Origin of the sequence: Metabacillus sp. YM-086 (genome assembly GCF_048059995.1) — a bacterium.
Classification (GTDB): domain Bacteria; phylum Bacillota; class Bacilli; order Bacillales; family Bacillaceae; genus Metabacillus; species Metabacillus litoralis_B.
This window is the reverse complement of record NZ_JBLUOI010000040.1, coordinates 1-21,485: the sequence shown is the minus strand read 5'-3', so window position 1 is coordinate 21,485 and position 21,485 is coordinate 1. Positions and strand designations below refer to the sequence as shown.

The following is a 21,485-nucleotide window of genomic DNA, read 5'->3' as shown; positions in this document are numbered from 1 at the left end:
GAAACGTAACTAGTTATGTTCATTAAGTAATACGAACGAAGTAGACGAAAGTTTCACGAAATTAAAAATTATCTAACTTTATTACAGGAGTGTGTATGATGCCATATTCAAACGTTAACCCAAAGAAGGCTCCTCGCACTCCCCGCGGAAAGCGAGCAACATGCCAATACTAATTTTTTCTTTTCCTTTGTCCTTAATATAAAAAAGAGAAAGCAGAATAATCTCCACTTTCCCCAAGTATCTATTAAAGCATCTCACTAATTGTTTTTGCCTGCATATGAAGAGCCAAGTAATCAGGTCCACCAGCTTTTGAGTCAGTGCCAGACATTTTGAAGCCTCCAAATGGGTGATAACCAACAATAGCTCCTGTACAATTACGATTAAAGTAAAGATTTCCTACATGGAATTCATGTTTTGCACGTTCAATATGTTTTCTATTTCTTGTAATTACAGCACCTGTTAAACCGTATTCTGTATTATTAGCAATCTCAAGAGCTTCGTCGAAGTTTTTTGCTTTAGCAAATGCTACAACCGGTCCAAAAATCTCTTCTTGCATAATTCTTGCATGAGGATCAAGGTCCGCAAAAATGGTTGGTTCAATAAAGTACCCTTTTGAATCATCACCATTTCCACCACTTACTAAGCGACCTTCTTCTTTACCAATAGAGATATAGTCCATGATTTTATCAAATGACCCTTGATCAATAACCGGTCCCATGTAAGTATTAGCTTTTTCTGGGTTCCCAGTTACTTTACTTTCTGTAATCTCAATTACACGTTGCAGGACTTCATCATATACATCCTCATGAACTACTGCACGAGAGCCTGCTGAACATTTTTGTCCTGCAAAACCAAATGCCGAAGCGAAGATGGATTGAGCAGCTAATTCAATATCACAATCATTATCTACAACAACTGTGTCCTTACCACCCATTTCAGCAATCACTCGTTTTAAGTGTATTTGACTTGGTTGAACTTTTGCAGCGCGTTCAAAAATACGTGTTCCTACTTCACGTGAGCCAGTAAATGTAATGATGCTAGTTTTTGGGTGATCAACTAGATAGTCACCTACTTCAGCTCCACTACCTGGAACAAAGTTCACAACTCCTTTTGGTAACCCAGCTTCTTCAAGTACCTCAACAAATTGAGCTGCAATAACAGGTGTTGCACTTGCAGGTTTTAATACAACTGTATTTCCAGTTACAATCGGTGCAACTGTTGTACCAGCCATAATCGCAAATAAGAAGTTCCAAGGTGGAATGACAACAGTTACGCCTGTTGGGGTATAGATATATTTATTACTTTCACCTTCACGGCTGTTAACTGGCTTTCCTTTTGCTAGTTCAATCATTTGTCGACCATAATATTCTAAGAAGTCAATTGCTTCGGCTGTATCGGCATCAGCTTCATTCCAAGGCTTCCCAGCTTCTTTAACTAACAATGCTGAAAAGTCATGCTTTTTACGACGAATAATGGCAGCTGCACGGAATAAAATATTAGCTCTTTCTTCCGGGTTCCAATATCTCCATTCTTTAAACGCTTCATCTGCCGCCTGAATTGCCATTTCTGCATGCTCTTGAGTAGCCTTTGATACTTTACCAACAACTTCTTCTTTGTTTGCTGGGTTATATGAGACAATTTTCGCTTCAGTTGTTATTCTTTCTCCATTAATAACAAGTGGGTACTCTTTTCCCATGATTTCCTGCACGTTTTCCAAGGCTTTTTCAAAAGCTACTCGGTTTTCCTCAAGTGAAAAATCAGTAAATGGTTCGTGTTTGTATGGTGTTGTCATCATTCATCGTCTCCTTTATTTGAAAGTTTATTTTTTAGTCATTCCTTTAATTGCAAAGGCAATATTGGCTGGACGCTCAGCAAGTCGTCTCATAAAATATCCATACCAGTCGCGTCCATATGGTACATACACACGCATGTTATAGCCTTCTTTAACTAGCTCTCTTTGTGTTGTGGAACGCATTCCATAAAGCATTTGAAACTCAAAAGAAGTTTTAGGAATGTTGTATTCATCTACTAATCTCTTTGTGTACTCAATAATTGCATCATCATGAGTAGCAATTCCTGCATAATTTCCATTTAATAGATGTTTTTTGATCATTTCTTTGTAATTATTATCAACATCCTCTTTTTCAGGAAATGCTACTTTTGGAGATTCTTTATATGCACCCTTTACAAGACGTAAAAAGGGTTGATAGCTGTTTAAATCATCTAAGTCTTTCTCTGTTCGGTACAAGTATGCTTGTAAAACAGTACTTATATAGTGATAATCCTTTTTTAGATCTTTGAAGATTGATAGTGTATCTTGACAACGTTGTTCATCTTCCATATCAATTGTTACCATCACTTTATTCTTTTCAGCGGATTCCATGATTTTCATCATATTCTCATAAACTAGATTTTTAGAAATATCTAATCCTAGTGAAGTAAGTTTTAATGAAACATGAGAATCTAACTGCTGAGCAACAATCGTTTCGATCGTTTGAATACATTCTTCTGTACGTTCTCTTGCTACCGTTTCACTTCTAACAAACTCACCTAAGTGGTCAACTGTAACCGATAATCCTTCATTATTTAATTCTTTAATAAATTTAATGGAGCTTGGAAAATCCATTCCACCAACAATCTTTCCAGAGGCAATATTAGCACCCCAATTTTGAGCGGCACGATTTAACGTTTTGTTGTTAGATAAATATAAAAATAGATCTCTTGTAATAACTGACACTATAAACACCTCCATTAAGAAGCAAGTAAGAGTTTGTTTCTTTACAAATATTTTACGATTTAACAGCGGATTTTCACAATGTAGCGCAAATACAAAGATTTCATTACCTTGTTGTGTAAAACATACAACCCACAGGAAACCGTTTACAAAATTGTATATAAACTATCCGCTATATTTATATACTTCCACAGTTTTAGATAAGTTAAACAAGCTACGTGAAATTCACTCATTACTTTATGTCAAAGAAAGGGATGACTAGATGACCTTAGTTAATAGATAATAGGGCTTTGCCAATATATAAATTTAAAAAAGCATGTCTTAATAAGATTTATAGTATGATATAAAAAGAAGCGTATTGAGACGAGGAGGACAAAAAGTGAAATTAGCCATCTTTCTAGTGATTATTATTGGGGCAATATCCTTAATAGGAACGATTTTAATTGGTGGCAAAGGTGATAAAGATTATGATGAGAAAACAAAATCAAATATTTCTCGTTTATCATGGATTTATATTCTTCTAGGTATCGCTATTATTATCGCCTTCGCCATATACTTAAAATAATGAACATAATACTTATTTCATTCTTCTTAGTTTAAATGTGAACAAATTAAGAAGAATTTTTTTGTAGGTAAAAAGGAAGGGTTCATTAGGTTGACATTTCCTTTCAAACCGATTAAAATGAAAGCGTATACAACATATTCAAAATATAATTGAAACCGATTTCACATATTTGTAAATAATTAGTATTAACATCAAAGGAGAATACAGAAATGAAACAGTTTGTTTTTTTAATTGACCTTGGAGAAGATAAAAGAGAATATAAAATTGCTGCATCAGGTATGACGGAGGCAGTTGCTAAATTAAAAGAAGTTAAAAATCAATTAAAAAAAGAGAATTATGCAAAATTTAAAATTCAATTCAAAGGTGTTATTTATGAAAACGCTTCCTGATATTTGGATGCATAGTTAAACTTCCACAAAGAAAGAGATCGCCCATGTGACGATCTCTTTCTTTTGGTTTATTTTTGAGCTTCTGAAGTCTTATCATGTATTTTCTCAAGTTTATGAAAATAAGCAGCAAATGATACATACGCAATAAGTGTTCCCATGAAAAATGGGATAAGGAATGTAAAAACTCCAATGCTCATATAAAGAATAATTGCGCTAGAAACTAAAACCATTAAATTAATCAATGGATAAACCATTGTGAGAAAGAATGAATTCTTAATACTTGTAAATAGCTTTAACTCGGAATGCACAGTGTTTGAGAAGAAAAACACTGTCATTAAAAACAAAAATAAAAAGCCTACTAAAAAAAACGAACTTATAATAATATTCATTTTAGCAAAAAAGAAAAAATCCGCTCCCCATACTACCCAGATAAAAGTTAAGATTATTCCTCCTGTTAAACTTCTTAGATAGTTTTCTTTATAATATGTCCAGTACGATTTTAATAAGGGTACATCAAGATCCCCCATCACCCATTTACGAACTACACCAAACATTGCCGTTGTTGCAGGGAAAAAGATAAAAGGTGCCAACACTGCAATAGTTAATAAAAACAAGAACATAGACGATTGATCTGTAGCAAAAAGTATAGAGAAAAGTAAATAACAAATTGGTAGATTAAACAAAATCCAAAGTATATTAATAACGGACAAACGCATAATCCATTCAAACACACGATTTAGTCCACCCATTAAACCACTCATCAGCAACATCCCACTTTCACATATAATACTAATTTTATTATACCACTTATCTGTATCCGATTACATCTGTAGGAAATTGCTTTCTATCATAAAATAAATATTTTATAACCGTTTAATTGCTATCACTTTGTCTTTCTTTCTTCTTTTCGTTACACTATTCATTAAGAAACGATTATAAAGGAGATTCAAACGAATGAATGCACAAGAGGTAAAGCAGAAAATTGACGAACTAAAAATGGAATATATCCGAGTACAAGGTGACATTGAAAAACTCGAATCAACAGGACATTCAATAGAGAAGCTCGAAGCTAGATTAGAAGAAATAGAGTCAACTATAACAGAATATCGTACCCAACTATCAAAACAATCCTGATATGGGGGTCCCCCCCCTATATCAGTTTGTAAAATCTTAAATCTTTCACTTGTCATTAAAAGCCGTTAATTGTCATACCGCCATCAACAAACAATGTTTGACCACTTATGTAGCTTGAAGCATCTGATGCTAGAAATACTGCCGGTCCTACTAATTCAGGAAGTTGACCTATTCGTTTTAACGGTGTAACAGCTAATATGTCATTTACATATTCTTCATTTGAAAGTAATTCCTTGGTTAGCGGTGTTTCAAAGTACCATGGCCCAATGGAATTAACATTTATATCATATTTCCCCCATTCAAACGCAAGTATTTTTGTCATTTGAATCATCGCAGCTTTTGTAGCTCCATAAGCCACTCCTGTTCGTAAAGCGATCTTTCCTGCAACAGAAGAGATATTAATAATTCGTCCCCCTCCACCATGCTCCTTCATAAGAGCACCGATTTCACGAGACATAAAAAATGCGGATTTTATATTCGTATTCATGATTTTGTCCCACTCGTCTTCTGTTACATTTAATGCTTCCGTACGGATATTCATCCCAGCATTATTAACCAAAATATCTATTTGTATTTTTTCCTGGTTGATTTTATCTATAGCTTTAGAAATCTCCGATGGTTTCGTAACATCCGTTACAATTGGCAATGCCGTTCTGCCCATATCAAATATAAGTGATGCCACTTCATTAAGCTCTTTTTCCGTACGTGATAATAAGACTAAATTAGCTCCAGCTTCTGCAAAACCAATAGCAAGAGCTCTCCCTATTCCTCTACCAGCTCCAGTAATTACAGCTGTTTTATTAGATAAGTTGAATGATGGTAAATACATCTACAGTCACCCCAAAAACATATATTTATCTAGATTGTAACCTTAACATGTCCTTAAGCCAAATTTCACACTTAAGATCCTTTGTCATATCTCTCTAACAAAAAACACCAATACTATTTTCAAGGGTAACCTGGTTTTATAACCTGATTCCTTATGGAAGTTATATGATAATTGACCATTTTACTTAGAAGTAAGGTTACTAGCTTATACATCCTTCACCATTCTTTATATCTTATATTGATTTGCTTTTATAAAATTTTTCATAATACATCGTGATGAAAGGTTGTTTCAGCTATATGCTCAATTACACGACGAATGATTACTTTCTAAGAAGAAACACCCAAGCTTCCGAAGAAGTGGAAATAAGTATCATTATCCCTTCTTACAACAAGTATCCGTTAAATCTATTTACTCTTTATTCTCTGGAAAAACAACACTATGATCTTTCCAAAGTAGAGGTTTTCTTAATAGATGATGCTTCTACAGATCAAACCTCTGAGCGAGTAGAGACCTACAACCCTCCTTATCATTTTCACTATTTTCGCTGTAAAAAAAATATCGGCAGGGCAAAGGCGAGAAATTTAGGTATTCAGCATGCTCAAGGAAAAGTCATTATTTTTTTGGATGCTGAAATGTTTGTAGAACCAAGCTTTCTTCGTAATCACTATCAATATCACCAGCAAAAAAATAACTTAATTGTAACGGGAGCTATGTCTTATAAGGGCTTATACTCTTGTATTTTTCCAGATTTTCAACCAAAACAAATACAAGAAATTGCCAAGCTAACTAAGGACGATTCTAAGCTTTTTTCTCGTTTTTCGACCTATAAAAGCTCATCGCAACAAGCTTTTCCTTTACTTAAAAACAAAGACTTTGACCGTGGACGTTATAAAACATTATGCTTCGAAAAGTCTTCCTGGTTTAGCCTCATCTTGGAACAGTATGGTCCTAACTTAGATGGTTTTTCATTTCCCTGGATGGCTTTTTTAACTGGAAATGTTTCCTTAGAGAAATCTTTGTTAAATAAAGTTGGAGGTTTTGATGAGGATTTTGTGGGATATGGCTATGAAGATTGGGAACTTGGATATCGATTAAATAATGTTGGGGCAGAATATTTAGCAAGTGATAAAGTCATTAGCTATCATCAAGAACATCCAATTAGCTCGGAAACATGGCAAGAAGCAATAGAGAATTATTATCTTTTTCTAACAAAACATCCTGATATTGACGTTCTTTTTTTAGGAATTGAGATAAGTCAGATCTTGAATTTAGATGATATGAATGAATTACTCAATGAGTATAAAGTTTTTCTAGAAAACGATCTTCATGAATTTACATCGCTTAACAAGATGTTTATTAAAATCCTTGTAACAATAACTTTACTTTTAAAAATAGATATTAGACATAAAAACATTTTAGGAGCAGCAGGGTTCTCAGAAAATCAGAGAAATGAGTTGTTCGACGAAGTAATGAGACTGAAAAAATTAAATCGTTACAACAGACTAACAAAATTTATTGAAAGACTCATCTCCTCTTAACATTTAAAAAACAAAGGAGTCATACCAATGAAAGTATCCATTATCACCTGTACGATAAGAGATCAATTTATGGAAAATGTTTTTATGAATTACGAACAACAGCAATGGGATGAAAAGGAGCTTATTATCATCTTAAATAAAGATGAATTAAATCTTAGTTTGTGGCAGAAAGAAGCTGAGAAATATCAAAATGTTCGGGTGTTTCAATTACATGAAGGAGCTACATTAGGAGATTGTCTTAATTTCGGGATTTTAAAAGCAAACTATGACTTCATTGCTAAATTTGATGACGATGACTGTTATGGACCAAACTATCTTTCTAATTCTATGAAAGTATTTAAAAATGATGATGTATCCATTGTTGGTAAAAGTTCATACCACGTTTATTTTACAAATAAAAAAGCTCTAATGCTTATTCAAAACAAAGAGAACACTTATGATGAAACTGTTTCAGGAGCTACTCTTATTTTTAGAAAAGAAGTTTACAACAACGTACAATTTCAAAAAAGAACAAGAGCTGAGGACTACTTTTTTATTGAAGATTGCAAAAGGAATGGCTATAAAATATTTGCAACAACTAAAGATGATTTTGTCGTCATAAGACACGATTCAGGAAACCACACATGGAAAATAGCAGACGATGATTTCCTCACATGGGGAGAGACGATTGCCTATACTGATGATTTCAAGTCTGTTCTACCAGGTTTCAAAAGGCAGCCAATAAAAAAAGAAAAAACAAGCAGTCAAAACAGTAAGTTAGTTAATGAAAATAATCCTAAGGAAAAAGCTCTGGCCCTAAGAGAAGTTTATAAGACTATGTTGAATCACATTCTTCAACAACACCAAAACCAGGATTATACGGAATATATTCGTTCTAAATATTTTAATAAAACGAGATCTCTGTAGATCTCGTTTTACGAATAAAAATGATCTTTAATTGAAAGTATTGCAACATAAATCGCCTGTAGAAAAAACAGAAAGCCCCATAATACTGCTGGAATTTTTGTATAGCTTGCTAAACTTGTTGCATCTCCAGCAGCCTTTCTCCGAATAAGACTAATCATAAATATGTGCAAAGCAGAGGAAACGGACTGTGTTAATAAAATTGAAGACAAAAAATAGGCTAAGGAGATTTGCACCTCAGTATGATCACTATAAATAATCCATCCACACATCATGATAAACGTAAAAAGCCACAACGCTCCATAAACGTTTCGAATCCATAACAATAAATTTAAAACAGCAATAACAACAAATCCATATAAAACGAGAATAACCTGCCCTTTCGAAATCAACAAAAAGCAAGCATATACAGCAATAGATGAAGATGTGTAGCCAGCATAAGAAATTACTACACTTGAAAACCATCCTCTTTGGCCAGTAACTGCTTCACCAGAAGTATTGTGAAATAGCTTAATTGAATACACCTTTCCATTAAGAAGTAACGCTGCAAGTGCATGACCATTTTCATGTATCATTGTGTTTACCATGGAAACATAACGGCCAATAAAAGGTAAGTTCGAAACAATTAACGCCAAGATTATGTAAAGGAAAATATGATTTGTTTGCAATAGTCCCATAAGAACCCTTTCCCCTTTCGGATATACCTATTGCTATTCTAGGGAAAAAATTGAAAAAGTAAACTTAGAAAAGGAACAGATTATACACCTGTTCCTTTTAACTATCTTATTATGTTTAGAGGCGTTTCTCCATCTAGTGCTTTTGAAAGATTTTCTGCTGCTAACATCGCCATTTTTTCTCTTGTTTCTTTTGTAGCAGAGCCGATATGCGGCAATGTCACAACATTAGACATAGTTAATAGCGGGTTATCCTTTTCTATTGGTTCGTGTTCAAATACATCTAAACCAGCACGTAATATCCATTTTTGTTGTAAAGCTTTAATTAACGCTTGCTCGTCAACATTCTTTCCTCTTGATCCGTTAATAAAAATCGCCGAACTTTTCATTAGTTGAAATTCCCGTTCACCGATCATCTTTTCTGTTTCAGGGGTATGAGGAATCATAAGACATACAAAGTCAGATTGAGTAAGCAACTCATCTAACGAGCAATAGATCGCACTAAACTTCTCTTCTGCTTCTTTTTTTCTAGAACGATTATAATATAAGATCTCCATATCAAAGCCAAAATGAGCCCTTTTCGCAATGGCTTGTCCAATGCTCCCCATTCCGATAATGCCCAACTTTTTATGATGAACATCAACACCAAATAAATCTTCATTTTTGCTTCCATTCCAATTACCTGATTTCACATAATGATCGAGCTCTGTCATTCTTCTAGCTGTTGCGAGAAGTAAACCAAAGACTGTATCAGCTGTTGTGTCGTTTAAAACTCCTGGTGTATTGGTTGCTATAATTCCCCTGTTCTTTAACTCAACTAAGTCGAGATTATCATAGCCTACCGAAATATTAGAAATAACTTTTAATTTTGGCGCATGATCTAATAGGGTTTTATCCATTTTCATGCTGGCTCCTAACAACCCGTCAGCATGATGAAGTTCTTTTATAAATTCATCATAATTATTAGTATGTAAATTTTTGAAATAGCTAACTTCAAAGTTTTCCTTTAAAGTGTTTACAACTCTTTCCGGAACTTCTCTATATATCACAATTTTTTTCTTCACTAGAGCACCTCTTTGTATTAATTAGTTTTATTTAAATACTTCAAGTTTGTTATCAAAAGTCCTTCTTTTTCAATTATAACCTATTAATGTTTGAGAGCTAGAGAACTAAGTAATCCTCCTCAGTAAACAGTACTGAGGAGGATTACTTCTTTGGCAAATTTAGATCAAGTAAAAGGTAAAGTACACATATTACCCATATTAATTGTTAATTGTTAGTATCAGGATCTTTCTCACTATTTAGTTTATTCAATTTTGGTAATTCATTCAGTATTAATTCATTCAACATACCCTTTAAGGCATCTTTTTTATTGCTTTTATTCTCTGTCTTTCCTCCGAATTGCTCATCAGTCTCTAAAATGGGTACCATTTCAGATGATGATTCATTTGTTATTACCCGCTCTTTGCCAAGGTATAGTACATTTTCGATTGGTAAGAAAAATTTATTGTTAGCTGAATGAATAAGTAAACTTTCCAAATGCCCGTTTTCCTCATTAAAATAATAATCTGAGATAACACCCGAGTGTTCCCCGCCTCTTGTAATAACCTGAGAACCAATCAATGGGACCATTTTATTTATAAAAGGAATATCATCTAACCCTATTATGGAATTTTTCTGTTCAATCATAACCGCAGAATCTCCAACTCCAACGACCTTGTCATAGGAAAGTGCATTAAGGCCCCCATGCCAATCATCCTGTCCTAAGATTAAATAATTAACTGATTTTTCATCAGGATTAATAATTAAATCTTTAATTATTCCTAGCTGTTTCCCTTCAGAAATACTAATAATAGGTAAATGTAATAACTCTTTAGCCTTTTTCATTTTTAGCCCTCCATTTTTAACAATTTACCAAAACTCTATTCAACCGATACAATAGGGAGATATACTGATAAGAACACTGTATTAAGTAACTGTATTTTTATATGTTTTTCTGGGCTAAAATGTGCAACGAAGACATTAACTAAAATAAAAACCCTTGCTTGAACAATTCAAGCAAGGGTTTTTATAAGCATTAAATTTCTAACAAAATTTTTCTCCAGCTTCCTGCATCTGAAATATCTTCTGCGGCTTCAGCAGCGTATCCTTCACAAATAAATCCCGGTACTTCTATACCATCTTGTAACTCAACCTTCCCCATTCCAAGTGGCGCAGGAATTAATGCCGCCAAAGCACCAAATGAGGAAAGTGGCATTTCCCAAATTTCTAGCTCAATTGCTTTTCCACCTGTTTGCTTCTTAATCAATCCTGGTTTCGCTGGTTCAGTTGGAAGTTTCACAAATTGATATTTTTCAGCAGTCACATCCTCGCGAATAAAGGATGCACCAAATTCAAGCATTTGCTTTTCTAACGGAAAGCCTCTCATATGCAAACCACATACAGCAACTAAAGTGGTTTCTTGTTTTGCTGGCATTTTATTAACAAATGCCTCGGCAGCTCCAGCAATCAATCCTTCATTATGAGACAAAGCAAAGAATGTAATTCCAAAAGGCAGGTTTGGTGCTACTTCGCGGGCTTGGATGGCAACCGCACACAAATCTAATAAATTACAATGATTTGTGTAAAGCCCCATATCACTATTTGTTTTAATCGGGTCTACACGTACTTGATCACGAGTCCATGTTCCACCTGCAGTTGGCGTAACAAGAACAGCATCATGTAGTAGCTTGCTAGCTTTTAATTTATATTCCTGTAGCTTGTGCATTGAATGAAAAACAGATGCAGCATCATGTTTTGGTTGTGAACCTGAACGAAGGACTTTCTCCGTTACCGAGAAAGTTACTCCTGGATGATTATTAATAAAGCCGCCTAGATCAGCCCATCGTTCCGCTATAAACGGCCCATCATAAAGAATTGCTGCTGCTTCTGCAAAAAATTGATAGTCAATGTATTCAATTTGAATATTTAATTGTTTGATTTGGTTAACAGCTCCATCCCAGGCTTTTTTATATTCCTCAGCAAAAGGACCATAAAACATTAAATCGTCTTTTGGTAAACATATTTTCTTAGGAAGCTTAGCTTGTGGAATGGCAAGATCACGTGACCAAGGATCTTCTTGATCTAAACCTCTAGCAATCGCATCTACTTTATACGCTTCTTCTAAATTATGTGAAAAAACTGTTACACAATCAAGGCTAGCACACGCAGGTACAACACCCTTTGTTGGCCATGCTCCTAAGCTTGGCTTTAAACCTACTAAATTATTAAGCGCAGCAGGTACACGACCAGATCCAGCTGTATCTGTCCCCAGTGAGAAAACAACCTGCCCTCTTGCAACTGATACAGCAGATCCAGAGCTGGAACCACCGCTTATCAGCTCTGGACGAAGAGAATTATGGGTTTCTCCATAAGGGCTTCGCGTTCCTACTAGACCTGTTGCGAATTGATCTAAATTTGTTTTCCCAACCGGAATGGCACCTGCAGCTATTAATCTCTCAACGACTGAAGCATGTTCCGTAGGTGTATAACTATATTCTGCACACCCAGCTGTTGTTGGAACATTTGCTAGGTCAATATTATCTTTTATAGCAAACGGGATCCCCCATAACGGTGAAGACTCAAAATCTAGCGCTGAAAGACGCTCAAGATAAGGCTGAATTAGAGCCATTTGAGGTGCTGTAATCCAAATATTCATTTCCTCATCATCTTGGGAACGTTGAATAATCGCCTCTATAACTTCTTCTGGCTTCAATTCTTTTGTTGCATATTTTTCACGTAACCAGTTAAGTGTTAATTTCATAGGAATTTCCAGATTTCTCATTGAGCAACACCCACCTTTTTTTCTTCAAAGATACTGACTATCAATTGACCTGCATGGACTGAATCTCCTGGTTTTACATATACTTCAGCAATTTCTCCATCACAAGGAGCCGCTTGAGGAAATTCCATTTTCATACTTTCTTCTATAATAAGTACATCACCTTTTTTCACCTGCTGACCTGGAGAAACAAGCACTTTCCATACACTCCCTGGCATAGAACAATTAACAGGGATTGAGCCTTCTGGAATTTCATCTTCTTCAATCGAACCCATTGAATTTTCTTCTGAAACATGCTCTGCAATTCCTTGCTCCTTCCATCTTTCACGTTCTGCATGGAAGGCTGCTTGTTGACGTTGTTTAAACAACTCTGCACTTTCTTTTATACCATCTTGAAACTTCAAGTATTCCCCGAGATCGAATGTTGTTTCGGTAATATCAACTTCAAAACGACCACGAAGTACATCTTCACGAAGTTGTAGCAATTCATCGGCTTCAACAGGATAAAATTGAATTTGATCAAAAAAGCGCAATAACCATGGTTTACCTGGTTCAAAGCTCTCAGTAGAACGAAGCTTATTCCACATTTGAATTGTACGACCAACAAATTGATAACCTCCAGGTCCTTCCATACCATATACACACATATATGCTCCACCAATACCAACAGCGTTTTCCGGTGTCCAAGTTCTAGCCGGATTGTACTTCGTTGTAACTAATCGATGTCGGGGATCGATTGGCGTCGCCACAGGGGCTCCTAAATATACATCTCCTAATCCAAGTACAAGATAATTAGCATCAAAAACAACATTTTTTACATCCTCAATACTTTCTAAACCATTAATTCGTCGAATAAATTCAAGGTTATCCGGACACCATGGTGCATCTTGTCGGACATTTTGCTGATAGCGTTCTGTAGCCAATTGAACAGATGGATCATTCCAGGATAATGGTAGTCGCACAATTCGTGATGGCACCTGAATCGATTCGAGTGGTGGTAAGTTTCGATCAATTTCTAATACTTTCTTAGCAGCTTCTTTCACCGTTATTTTTGAAGCGTCAATATGAATTTGTAATGAGCGAATTCCTGGTGTTAGATCCAATACAGGAAAATTCTCACTCTTGTGAATAGCATCCATTAAGACATGTGCTTGGAATCGTAATTTTAAATCAAGCTCCATATCTCCGTATTCTATAAGAAGATTTTCATCTCCGCTGCAGCGGATTGTAATTGGAATTTGACGATCCTTTTCAATAGCTAACACAGGGTAAGCAGATGTAATCTGAACTTCAGGGTCAGCAAGCTTAACTTCACTTAACTTTGCGAAATTAGCTTCTCCGATTGCATGAAGATTTCCATCCTGTAGCTTTCGCAAACGAGCTGCTTCTTCTAGAGTCATTAATTTAAATTGAACAGTATCACCAGGATGTAGCTGACCAATTTTCCAAAATTCTGCTGAAGCAGTAGTGACAGGACAAACAAATCCACCTAGACTCGGACCATCCGGACCAAGTAAAATTGGCATATCACCAGTTAAGTCAAGTGTCCCGATTGCATATGCATTGTCATGAATGTTCGATGGATGCAGACCTGCTTCTCCTCCGTCTTCTCGTGTCCATAATGGTTTTGGACCAATTAAGCGGACTCCAGTGCGCGAGCTGTTAAAATGAATTTCCCATTTTGTTTCGGTAAGTTGTGTTAAATAATTCGGTTGCAAAAACTCCTCAGTACAATGCGGTCCTGGAATAACACCAATTGTCCATGTGTTGTTAACTTTTGGTTGATATTCTATTGGAAGTGCCTTTGTAGCAGGAGGGATAACATCGTTATGAACAGATAGAACATCCCCTGTTCTAAGTGCTCTACCACCATGTCCACCAAAGTTTCCGAGTGTAAATGTAGAAGAGCTGCCTAATATTTTTGGCATATCGAATCCGCCTGCTACTAACATATAAGCTCTCATTCCAGCCTTTGCTTCTCCGAAAGATAAGACCTGACCTTTTTGGGCAAAAATTGGTTTATATAAAGAAACTTTTTCACCATCTAGCTTCGCTTCCATATCAGCACCCGTTAAACAGAACCACATCTCATTTCGGAATTGATAAGATCCTCCTCGTAATGTAAATTCCAAGCCAGGTGCATCGTCGTTATTTCCTAAAAGCTTATTTCCGATTCGAAAGGATAAGGGATCCATCGGTCCACAAGGTGGTACTCCAACATCCCAATGACCTTTTCGTCCAGGCCAATCTTGGATTGTTGTTTGTACTCCTCCATCTAGTACTTCAAGTGCATTTTCAACTGCTTCAAAGCTATTTAACATTCTAGTGTACACATTACCAGCAACACATTCCTCTTCATGTAACAATGCTTGTAAATACTGTAGATTCGTTGTGATTCCATACATTCTGGTCTCACTTAAAGCTTGAATCAATTTGCCTATTGCATCTTGTCTGTCTATACCGTGAACGATAATTTTTGCAAGCATTGGATCATAAAGAGAAGTAATCGTTATACCGTTACGGATCCATGTTTCGTTACGAGCAAGACCCGAGAGAATCACTTGGTCTAATTGCCCAGCACTTGGACGGAAATCATGAAAGCAATCTTCAGCATATATTCGTGCTTGGATACTATGTCCTTCCGGTTTAGAAATGAGAGTGTGTAAGTTTTTCAACTCATCTGCTGCTTCCTTTACCATCCACTCTACTAAATCTAAACCTAATACCTCTTCTGTTACTCCATGCTCAACCTGTAAGCGTGTATTTACCTCTAAGAAGTAAAAACCACAGCTTTCGGGGTCATATAAAAACTCAACTGTACCTGCACTGCGATAGCCTACCTCTTCAGCTAAACTCTTTGCAGCAGCAAACATCTTTTGGCGAACATTATCCGAAAGCTTAGGAGCTGGGCTCTCCTCAATAACCTTTTGATTCCGACGTTGAATTGAGCAATCTCTCTCCCCTAATGTCACTACTTCTCCGAAACGATTACCAAAGATTTGCACCTCTACATGTCGAGCTTTTGCAATATATTTCTCCAAAAATAAGCCAGCATTGTTAAAATTCGTTTCTGCTAAATGACGAACACCATCATAGGCTGCTCGGAGCGCATCTTCATTGTCACAAACACGCATTCCAATTCCGCCACCGCCTGCTGTACTTTTTAAAATAACAGGGTAGCCAATTTTACTTGCGTGATTTAATGCTGTATCAAGAGAGTCAATTAAATCCGTTCCAGATAACATTGGTACTCCAGCTTTTTCAGCAATGGCACGTGCCGAGTGCTTTAGACCAAACATCTCCATTTGCTCTGGGGCAGGACCAATAAAGGCAATCCCCTTTTTCTGACATGCTCTAGCAAATTCAGCATTTTCACTTAAAAAGCCATATCCAGGATGAATCGCTTCTGCTCCTGTTTCAATAGCTGTTTTAAGAATAAGTTCAGCATTTAAATAACTGTCTTTTGCCGCTCCCTCTCCAATGAGAACTGCTTCATCAGCATAGTCAACATGCAGGCTGTCTTGATCAGCCTTCGTATAGACCGCTACCGATTGAATGCCTAGCTTTTTTAATGTCCGTTCAATTCTTACTGCAATGGCACCTCGATTGGCGATGAGTACTTTTTTAAACATAAAAACCTCTCCTCACTAAAGTTCTATGATGATGTTTATATTCTAAACATTCTGTTTATTTATCCCAAATTAACACACGTACAGGCGTAGGATTATACGCATTACATGGATTGTTTAGTTGAGGACAATTACTAATTAACGCAACAGTCCTTACAATTGATTGCATCTCTACATAACGACCAGGTGCTGATACTCCGTCTGCAAATGTAAGGCCGCCATCAGGTGTTACTGGTACATTCATAAAGAAATTGATATTGGGTGCTAGATCGCGCTTTGTATATTTTTCATCATACTTAGAAAGCTGAAGCATAAACGTATCTCGGCAATTATGCATTGGCAATGTATCATGTTCATATCGCACTGTATTACTTTGTGCTGAACAAGCTCCTCCCAATGTATCATGACGCCCACAAGTATCAGCCACAATTTTAAGAAGCTCTTTATTTGATTCAGAACGTAAAACTGTTCCTGTTGATAAATAAATATTTTTTTGACCTAGCATCGTCATGACTGCACTGTAATGATCTTCTGGGTCTTCAGCATGATAGAAAAGGGTATCCGCTGCTTGATTTCCCTCTAAATCTACTATTCTTAAAACCTGACCAGGCTCTAGTTCATGCATCCAGCCTTCTCCAGCAGGAATCACTTTATCATATATTGCTTCTTCTACTTTTCGTGAGCTTTCTGTATAATTTAAAACCGCCATGGTTTCTCCTCCTTATAAAATCATCTTCGACTCTCTTTTATTTCAGTACAACTGATTTTGAATCACTAAGTAGTGTGTGGTATTCCCATGTATTTTCAAAAGCTCTCCTGTTTTCCGGACGGAAGTTCACACACACATCATCATCTTTAACTGGCTCTGCATCGAATACTTCTATCTGAATTGGTACTGAAGGATATTCGTTACGAAGATCTAATGGATTTGGTGTATTCGAGAAAATGAATAATGTATCCATCTCAGTTCTTAATGTAACAGTTGCTCCTTCTTGACAATGGTCCTCAACATAGTGCATATCGCCATTTTCATCACAAACTACCTTTGAAAATAGGTTTAATACCGGAACTAAATCACGTACACCTAATCCATTTCTAACAAGCTCTACAGCAAAATTTTCTTCGCCGCTTCTTAACCAATTATTCCTAAGCTCTTGATAGGTTGTGATCCCGTATTTCTCATCTGTTTCCTTACGTGACGTATATCCTGAAATACTGTCATGCCAGCCTAGACTATCCTCCACTATACTCGTTAACACCCGCCCGTTATCACTCATTAGCACATGACCTTTTGTTAGGTGAGAAGTATGTTGAGCTTTTAATGTATCCGGCATGTTATAACGCTCTGTTAACTGATTTGCATGATACATGATTGTTGAAAGATTTGCCCCCTTACCTAAAGCTGTAAATTTTACAAGTTTCCCTTTTCCGATTGTTCCTGACCATTTCCCACCAGCTGGGATTGTTTTATTCCAAATGCTATTTATCATAAAGAATTCCTCCTTTGAATAATATCGAGTAGAGAAAATAAAAAAGATAAAAGCCTGGGAGATTTTCGTCTCCCAGGCTTTTATCCCTCCGTGTATATAGCTGACATGCGGTATCAGCTATACGCTCTCTCTCGGACCAGACTCCTTGTATTGAATGAGGGGATATTCGCAACAAGAACGGAACCCTAGACAGCTTTTTCCTTCTCATCTGAGAAGCTTTATTTAATTTGTTCTGTAAATTTATTATAGACCACCCTATTACAACCTTCCAAACACTATGTCAGATTTTCTAACACACTTTTTGAAAATTATCTATTTTCGATTGCTACCTTTCCTTCCTTTAAAGTAGAAATCGGCTTTTTAAACATGCTTGTTCGGATTCCAATGTAAATAAATCCTATTACAATCCAAGCAATTCCAATTAAGAGTGTTTGTGCTTCTAACAAAGTTAATAACCATCCAATAAAACAAGCACCGACGAAAGGAAAAATGAGATAAAGAAAAGTTTGTTTAGCAGACCGCATTTTACTTTTTACATAATAATGTGAAATAACAGATAAATTGACGAACGTAAATGCCGTAAGGGCACCAAAGCTAACAAATGTTACAGCTGTATCTAAATCAATAGCTATGGAGAAAAACGAAATGATTGTCACAAAGATAATGTTCATCACGGGTGTTTTATATTTAGGGTGTAAATAACCAAACACTTTGTTCGGCAAGATTGACTCTCTCCCTAATGCAAATAAAAACCTCGTTACACTTGTAACAGATGAAACTCCTTGAGTAAAGGTTGCCACAATTAATACGGTTGTAAAAAGGGCACTTAATAGATTTCCACCAACCATTTGAATAAGCTCAAAAGAAGCTGTATCACCATTTTCAAACGTAAAGTTAGGATAGGCTAGTTGTGTTAAATAAGAGATAGAAATGTATAACACTGCAGCAATAATAACTATTAGGAAAATTGCTTTAGGTATTGTTTTACGAGGATTAACTGTTTCCTCTGCCATTGTGGTTACTGCATCAAATCCTAAAAAACAAAAGCAGATAAGAGCTGCTCCTGAGAAAATCGTTGAAACGGAAAAGTCACTAGAAAAGAACGGTTGAAAGGAAAATAAACCTGATCCGTCTCCGCCAACAAGAATATCCTTTGTTACAAAGGCACAAAAGAAGATAATAAAGAGGATCTGAAAAATAACAGAAAACCCACTTACTCTTGCTACTGATTTAATCCCAATAATATTCACAAATGCCAAAATGACATTTAACAAGATAATCCATACATAAACTGGTATACTCGGAAACTGTGCATTTAAGAATAGGCCAAATGTTAAACAAGCAATAATTGGTGAAACAATATAATCAAGCAAAAGAGCCCAGCCAACAAGAAACCCCATCTTTGGATTGATTGCTTTCTTAGTATAGGTGTAGGCTGAGCCCGAAATCGGATAAGCCTTTACCATTCTGCTATAGCTATATGCTGTAAAAAAAATCGCTATAAATGCTACAACATAAGCAGCAGCAAGCATTCCACCCGCTGCTTCAAACGCAACACCGTACACGGTAAAAAAGATCATTGGTGTCATCCAGGCAAGTCCAAGGAAAACAACACCAAATAAATTTAGAGACTTTTTGAATTCAGTTGTTTGTGTCATGCTTTTTCCCTCTCTCTTTTTCTGAATATTCAGACCATATAAACCACAATTTCACTACTATACTTTAAAGCGATAAATAACATTTTTACTTGTGTTCCATTATAATGTCACAAAATCTAACAGTTCAAATAGTGTGTTAGATTTTGTGACAAACTATTTCACCTAAACTTTAAACCTTCCCACCGTAATCTGTAGTGTTTCAGCCATTGTTGCTAGATTTTCTGCTGAAGATGTAATTTCCTCAATGGAAGCAAGTTGCTCCTCTGATGACGCGGCTACATTTTGAATCGTCGCCGAAGCTTGTTTGGTCAGTTCAGATAATCCCTCAATCGATAACATGCTATCGTTTGCTTCTGCTGACATTTCTTCTGCCAAAGCAGAGATACTTTCTACTTGTAGTGTGACATTCTCAATTTCTTTTGATATTTTTTCAAAAGCTTCACTTGCTTCATTAACAGCAATCAATCCTGAATCTACTTCCTTCTGACCATTAAGCATATAATCTATTACTACTTCTGTACTCTCTTGTATTTTTTGAATAATAATTGTAATTTGACTAGCAGATTTTTTCGATTCCTCTGCTAACTTGCGAACCTCTCCAGCAACGACAGCGAAGCCTTTTCCTTGTTCTCCGGCACGAGCAGCCTCAATTGCTGCATTTAAGGCTAGTAAATTTGTTTGATCTGAAATTCCTGTAATCACATCTGATATTTGTCCAATTTGCTTCGTTAAATTTCCTAATTCCTTTGTTTTTTCATTTGCTTCACTGACTGTTTTTTGAATGAAGTTCATTTGTTCTCTTGATTGATGGATAGCAAGGTTTCCGTTTTGCGCAGCACTTGATGTATCTTTTGCTGAATCATAAACAGACAGTGAAAAATCAGCAATTTGCAATGCCCCCGAAGAAACGTTGGACATTTTGGTAACACCCTCTTCAGAATCCTTCACTTGTCTTTCACCAACAACAGAAATTTCCTGCATTGCATTTGTTAACTGGTTAGAAGCAGCGGCATTTTGTTCCGCACTAGCAGAAAGTTCGTCAGATGAAGCTGCTACTTCAACAGTTGTTTTTTGTACGAGCTTCATTAACTGCTGAATATTGTCCAGCATCTTATTAAATGCATGAGCTAGCTGACCCACCTCGTCTTTACTCTTCACCTCAAGTCGTGCTGTTAAATCTCCTTCATTGTTAGACAATTCTTCAAGTTTTTGTACTACTTGAGTTAATGGTTTTGTAGTATTTCTCGAGACAATAACAGCAATTAAGAATCCTATGATGATGGCGATAACAAAAGCACATAGTCCAAAAAGTGCTTGTCGATCCATTGTGTCAGCCTCCTGCTGTACTTTCGTGGAGATCAACTCTGTTTGTATTTCTTTAAAGTGTTCTAATTGACTGCTAAAGATCTCTCTCACCTCAGCATATTTACCATTAAATAGCTCGAGAGTTTTTTCCTCATCTGTTGCAGCAAGCTCCATCATTTGTGTTTCAAGATCAATTAGCTCCTGATTATGTAGTTCAAGGTTATGAAAAATTTGTATTGTTTCTTCATTATCTAAAAGTGGAATAACCTCATTAATGTGTTCCTCTATTTTCACTGCATATTCATTGTATCGATCAAGCTCAGCCTGATTTGACGGCTCAATAATGATGCCTCTAACGGAATCTGTAAGAGTTAAATCATCAAACTGAATATCATGAGCTAGCTCAAGCTTTTTTACTTCTTGTTCTGCTAGTGTTTCGTACGAGTTCATTACGTGTTGAAGGGAAAAATAAATGATAATAAATGCAATAAGGGCCGCTGTAAGTACAGCTGTAAATCCAAATAGTAGTTTTGTTCTGATGCTCATCCTTGAGCCCTCCTAAAAATGAAATCGTTATAGAAGAATTAAATTCCTTTTATCAAAGATAAATCTAAAAATCCCCCTGCTATTGTAGATATTCTGCAACAATAAAGGCAGTAGCTAAGCACCACTGCCTTTTACCACACCATGTAAAATGTGACCATTTAATGCTTTAATAACGAGACAATATGCTTCTTCAGCTTCATAAATTGATCAACTTCCACCAAGTCACCATCTTGAAACAGGTGAAGGTCTGCGTCAATTTCCTCGATAATTT

Annotated in this window: 18 protein-coding genes and 1 riboswitch; of the genes, 5 read left to right on the top strand and 13 right to left on the bottom strand. The window is 36.1% G+C overall.

Annotation, left to right across the window (positions count from 1 at the left end; all coding sequences use genetic code 11):
- Positions 1-244 precede the first annotated feature (244 nt).
- Together pruA and ACEWK1_RS16605 are read right to left on the bottom strand one after the other, a co-directional pair.
- Positions 245-1,792: an L-glutamate gamma-semialdehyde dehydrogenase gene (gene pruA / locus ACEWK1_RS16610; RefSeq protein ID WP_416636526.1), complete on the bottom strand. Its 1,548-nt coding sequence runs from the start codon at positions 1,790-1,792 to the stop codon at positions 245-247.
- A 27-nt stretch (positions 1,793-1,819) separates the two neighbouring features.
- A complete protein-coding gene (locus ACEWK1_RS16605) occupies positions 1,820-2,737 on the bottom strand; it encodes a proline dehydrogenase family protein (RefSeq protein ID WP_416636501.1) in 918 nt (305 codons plus the stop codon).
- Between the two features lie 376 nt (positions 2,738-3,113).
- Between ACEWK1_RS16605 and ACEWK1_RS16600 the strand changes: the two genes are divergently transcribed.
- Both ACEWK1_RS16600 and ACEWK1_RS16595 read left to right on the top strand, forming a co-directional pair.
- Positions 3,114-3,299, top strand: a complete 186-nt coding sequence (locus ACEWK1_RS16600) for a hypothetical protein (RefSeq protein WP_121660967.1) — start codon at positions 3,114-3,116, stop codon at positions 3,297-3,299.
- Between the two features lie 209 nt (positions 3,300-3,508).
- A complete protein-coding gene (locus ACEWK1_RS16595; protein WP_416636500.1) occupies positions 3,509-3,688 on the top strand; it encodes a hypothetical protein in 180 nt (59 codons plus the stop codon).
- A gap of 68 nt (positions 3,689-3,756) precedes the next feature.
- Here ACEWK1_RS16595 and ACEWK1_RS16590 read toward each other — a convergent pair whose 3' ends face one another.
- Positions 3,757-4,449 (bottom strand): YesL family protein, encoded by a 693-nt coding sequence (locus ACEWK1_RS16590; RefSeq protein ID WP_416636499.1) that lies wholly within the window; start codon positions 4,447-4,449, stop codon positions 3,757-3,759.
- A 193-nt stretch (positions 4,450-4,642) separates the two neighbouring features.
- On the opposite strand from ACEWK1_RS16590, the gene ACEWK1_RS16585 reads away from it, so the two are divergent.
- A complete protein-coding gene (locus ACEWK1_RS16585; protein WP_416636498.1) occupies positions 4,643-4,822 on the top strand; it encodes an SE1832 family protein in 180 nt (59 codons plus the stop codon).
- Between the two features lie 55 nt (positions 4,823-4,877).
- Here the strand turns inward: ACEWK1_RS16585 and ACEWK1_RS16580 are convergent, their stop codons facing one another.
- Entirely contained in the window at positions 4,878-5,651 is a 774-nt protein-coding gene (locus ACEWK1_RS16580) for an SDR family NAD(P)-dependent oxidoreductase (protein WP_416636497.1), read from the bottom strand.
- Between the two features lie 296 nt (positions 5,652-5,947).
- On the opposite strand from ACEWK1_RS16580, the gene ACEWK1_RS16575 reads away from it, so the two are divergent.
- Together ACEWK1_RS16575 and ACEWK1_RS16570 are read left to right on the top strand one after the other, a co-directional pair.
- Positions 5,948-7,189 carry a glycosyltransferase gene (locus ACEWK1_RS16575; RefSeq protein WP_416636496.1) on the top strand — a complete coding sequence of 414 codons (1,242 nt, stop codon included), beginning with the start codon at positions 5,948-5,950 and terminating at the stop codon, positions 7,187-7,189.
- A 27-nt stretch (positions 7,190-7,216) separates the two neighbouring features.
- Positions 7,217-8,095 (top strand): glycosyltransferase, encoded by an 879-nt coding sequence (locus ACEWK1_RS16570; RefSeq protein WP_416636495.1) that lies wholly within the window; start codon positions 7,217-7,219, stop codon positions 8,093-8,095.
- 8 nt (positions 8,096-8,103) lie between these two features.
- Here ACEWK1_RS16570 and ACEWK1_RS16565 read toward each other — a convergent pair whose 3' ends face one another.
- The 9 genes from ACEWK1_RS16565 to ACEWK1_RS16525 all read right to left on the bottom strand — a co-directional run bounded on the left by ACEWK1_RS16565 (position 8,104) and on the right by ACEWK1_RS16525 (position 21,214).
- On the bottom strand, positions 8,104-8,769 hold the full coding sequence (locus tag ACEWK1_RS16565) for a M50 family metallopeptidase (protein WP_416636494.1): 666 nt from the start codon (positions 8,767-8,769) through the stop codon (positions 8,104-8,106).
- A gap of 101 nt (positions 8,770-8,870) precedes the next feature.
- Positions 8,871-9,830, bottom strand: coding sequence for a 2-hydroxyacid dehydrogenase (locus ACEWK1_RS16560; protein ID WP_416636493.1), 960 nt, complete (start codon positions 9,828-9,830; stop codon positions 8,871-8,873).
- A 205-nt stretch (positions 9,831-10,035) separates the two neighbouring features.
- Positions 10,036-10,653, bottom strand: a complete 618-nt coding sequence (locus ACEWK1_RS16555) for a PRC-barrel domain-containing protein (RefSeq protein WP_416636492.1) — start codon at positions 10,651-10,653, stop codon at positions 10,036-10,038.
- 190 nt (positions 10,654-10,843) lie between these two features.
- Complete coding sequence (atzF, locus tag ACEWK1_RS16550; protein WP_416636491.1) at positions 10,844-12,589, bottom strand: allophanate hydrolase; 1,746 nt, start codon at positions 12,587-12,589, stop codon at positions 10,844-10,846.
- The gene (gene uca, locus ACEWK1_RS16545; protein WP_416636490.1) at positions 12,586-16,218 is read right to left on the bottom strand and encodes an urea carboxylase; all 3,633 of its coding nucleotides are present in this window, start codon (positions 16,216-16,218) and stop codon (positions 12,586-12,588) included. The genes atzF and uca overlap by 4 nt, the downstream gene beginning before the upstream one ends.
- A 55-nt stretch (positions 16,219-16,273) precedes the next feature.
- On the bottom strand, positions 16,274-16,924 hold the full coding sequence (locus ACEWK1_RS16540; RefSeq protein WP_416636489.1) for an urea amidolyase associated protein UAAP2: 651 nt from the start codon (positions 16,922-16,924) through the stop codon (positions 16,274-16,276).
- 37 nt (positions 16,925-16,961) lie between these two features.
- Positions 16,962-17,702 carry an urea amidolyase associated protein UAAP1 gene (locus ACEWK1_RS16535; protein WP_416636525.1) on the bottom strand — a complete coding sequence of 247 codons (741 nt, stop codon included), beginning with the start codon at positions 17,700-17,702 and terminating at the stop codon, positions 16,962-16,964.
- Between the two features lie 70 nt (positions 17,703-17,772).
- Positions 17,773-17,905, bottom strand: a riboswitch (guanidine-I (ykkC/yxkD leader).
- Positions 17,906-18,013: 108 nt separating this feature from the next.
- Positions 18,014-19,363: an APC family permease gene (locus ACEWK1_RS16530; protein ID WP_212137257.1), complete on the bottom strand. Its 1,350-nt coding sequence runs from the start codon at positions 19,361-19,363 to the stop codon at positions 18,014-18,016.
- 162 nt (positions 19,364-19,525) lie between these two features.
- Positions 19,526-21,214 carry a methyl-accepting chemotaxis protein gene (locus ACEWK1_RS16525; protein WP_212137255.1) on the bottom strand — a complete coding sequence of 563 codons (1,689 nt, stop codon included), beginning with the start codon at positions 21,212-21,214 and terminating at the stop codon, positions 19,526-19,528.
- Between the last annotated feature and the right edge of the window lie 271 nt (positions 21,215-21,485).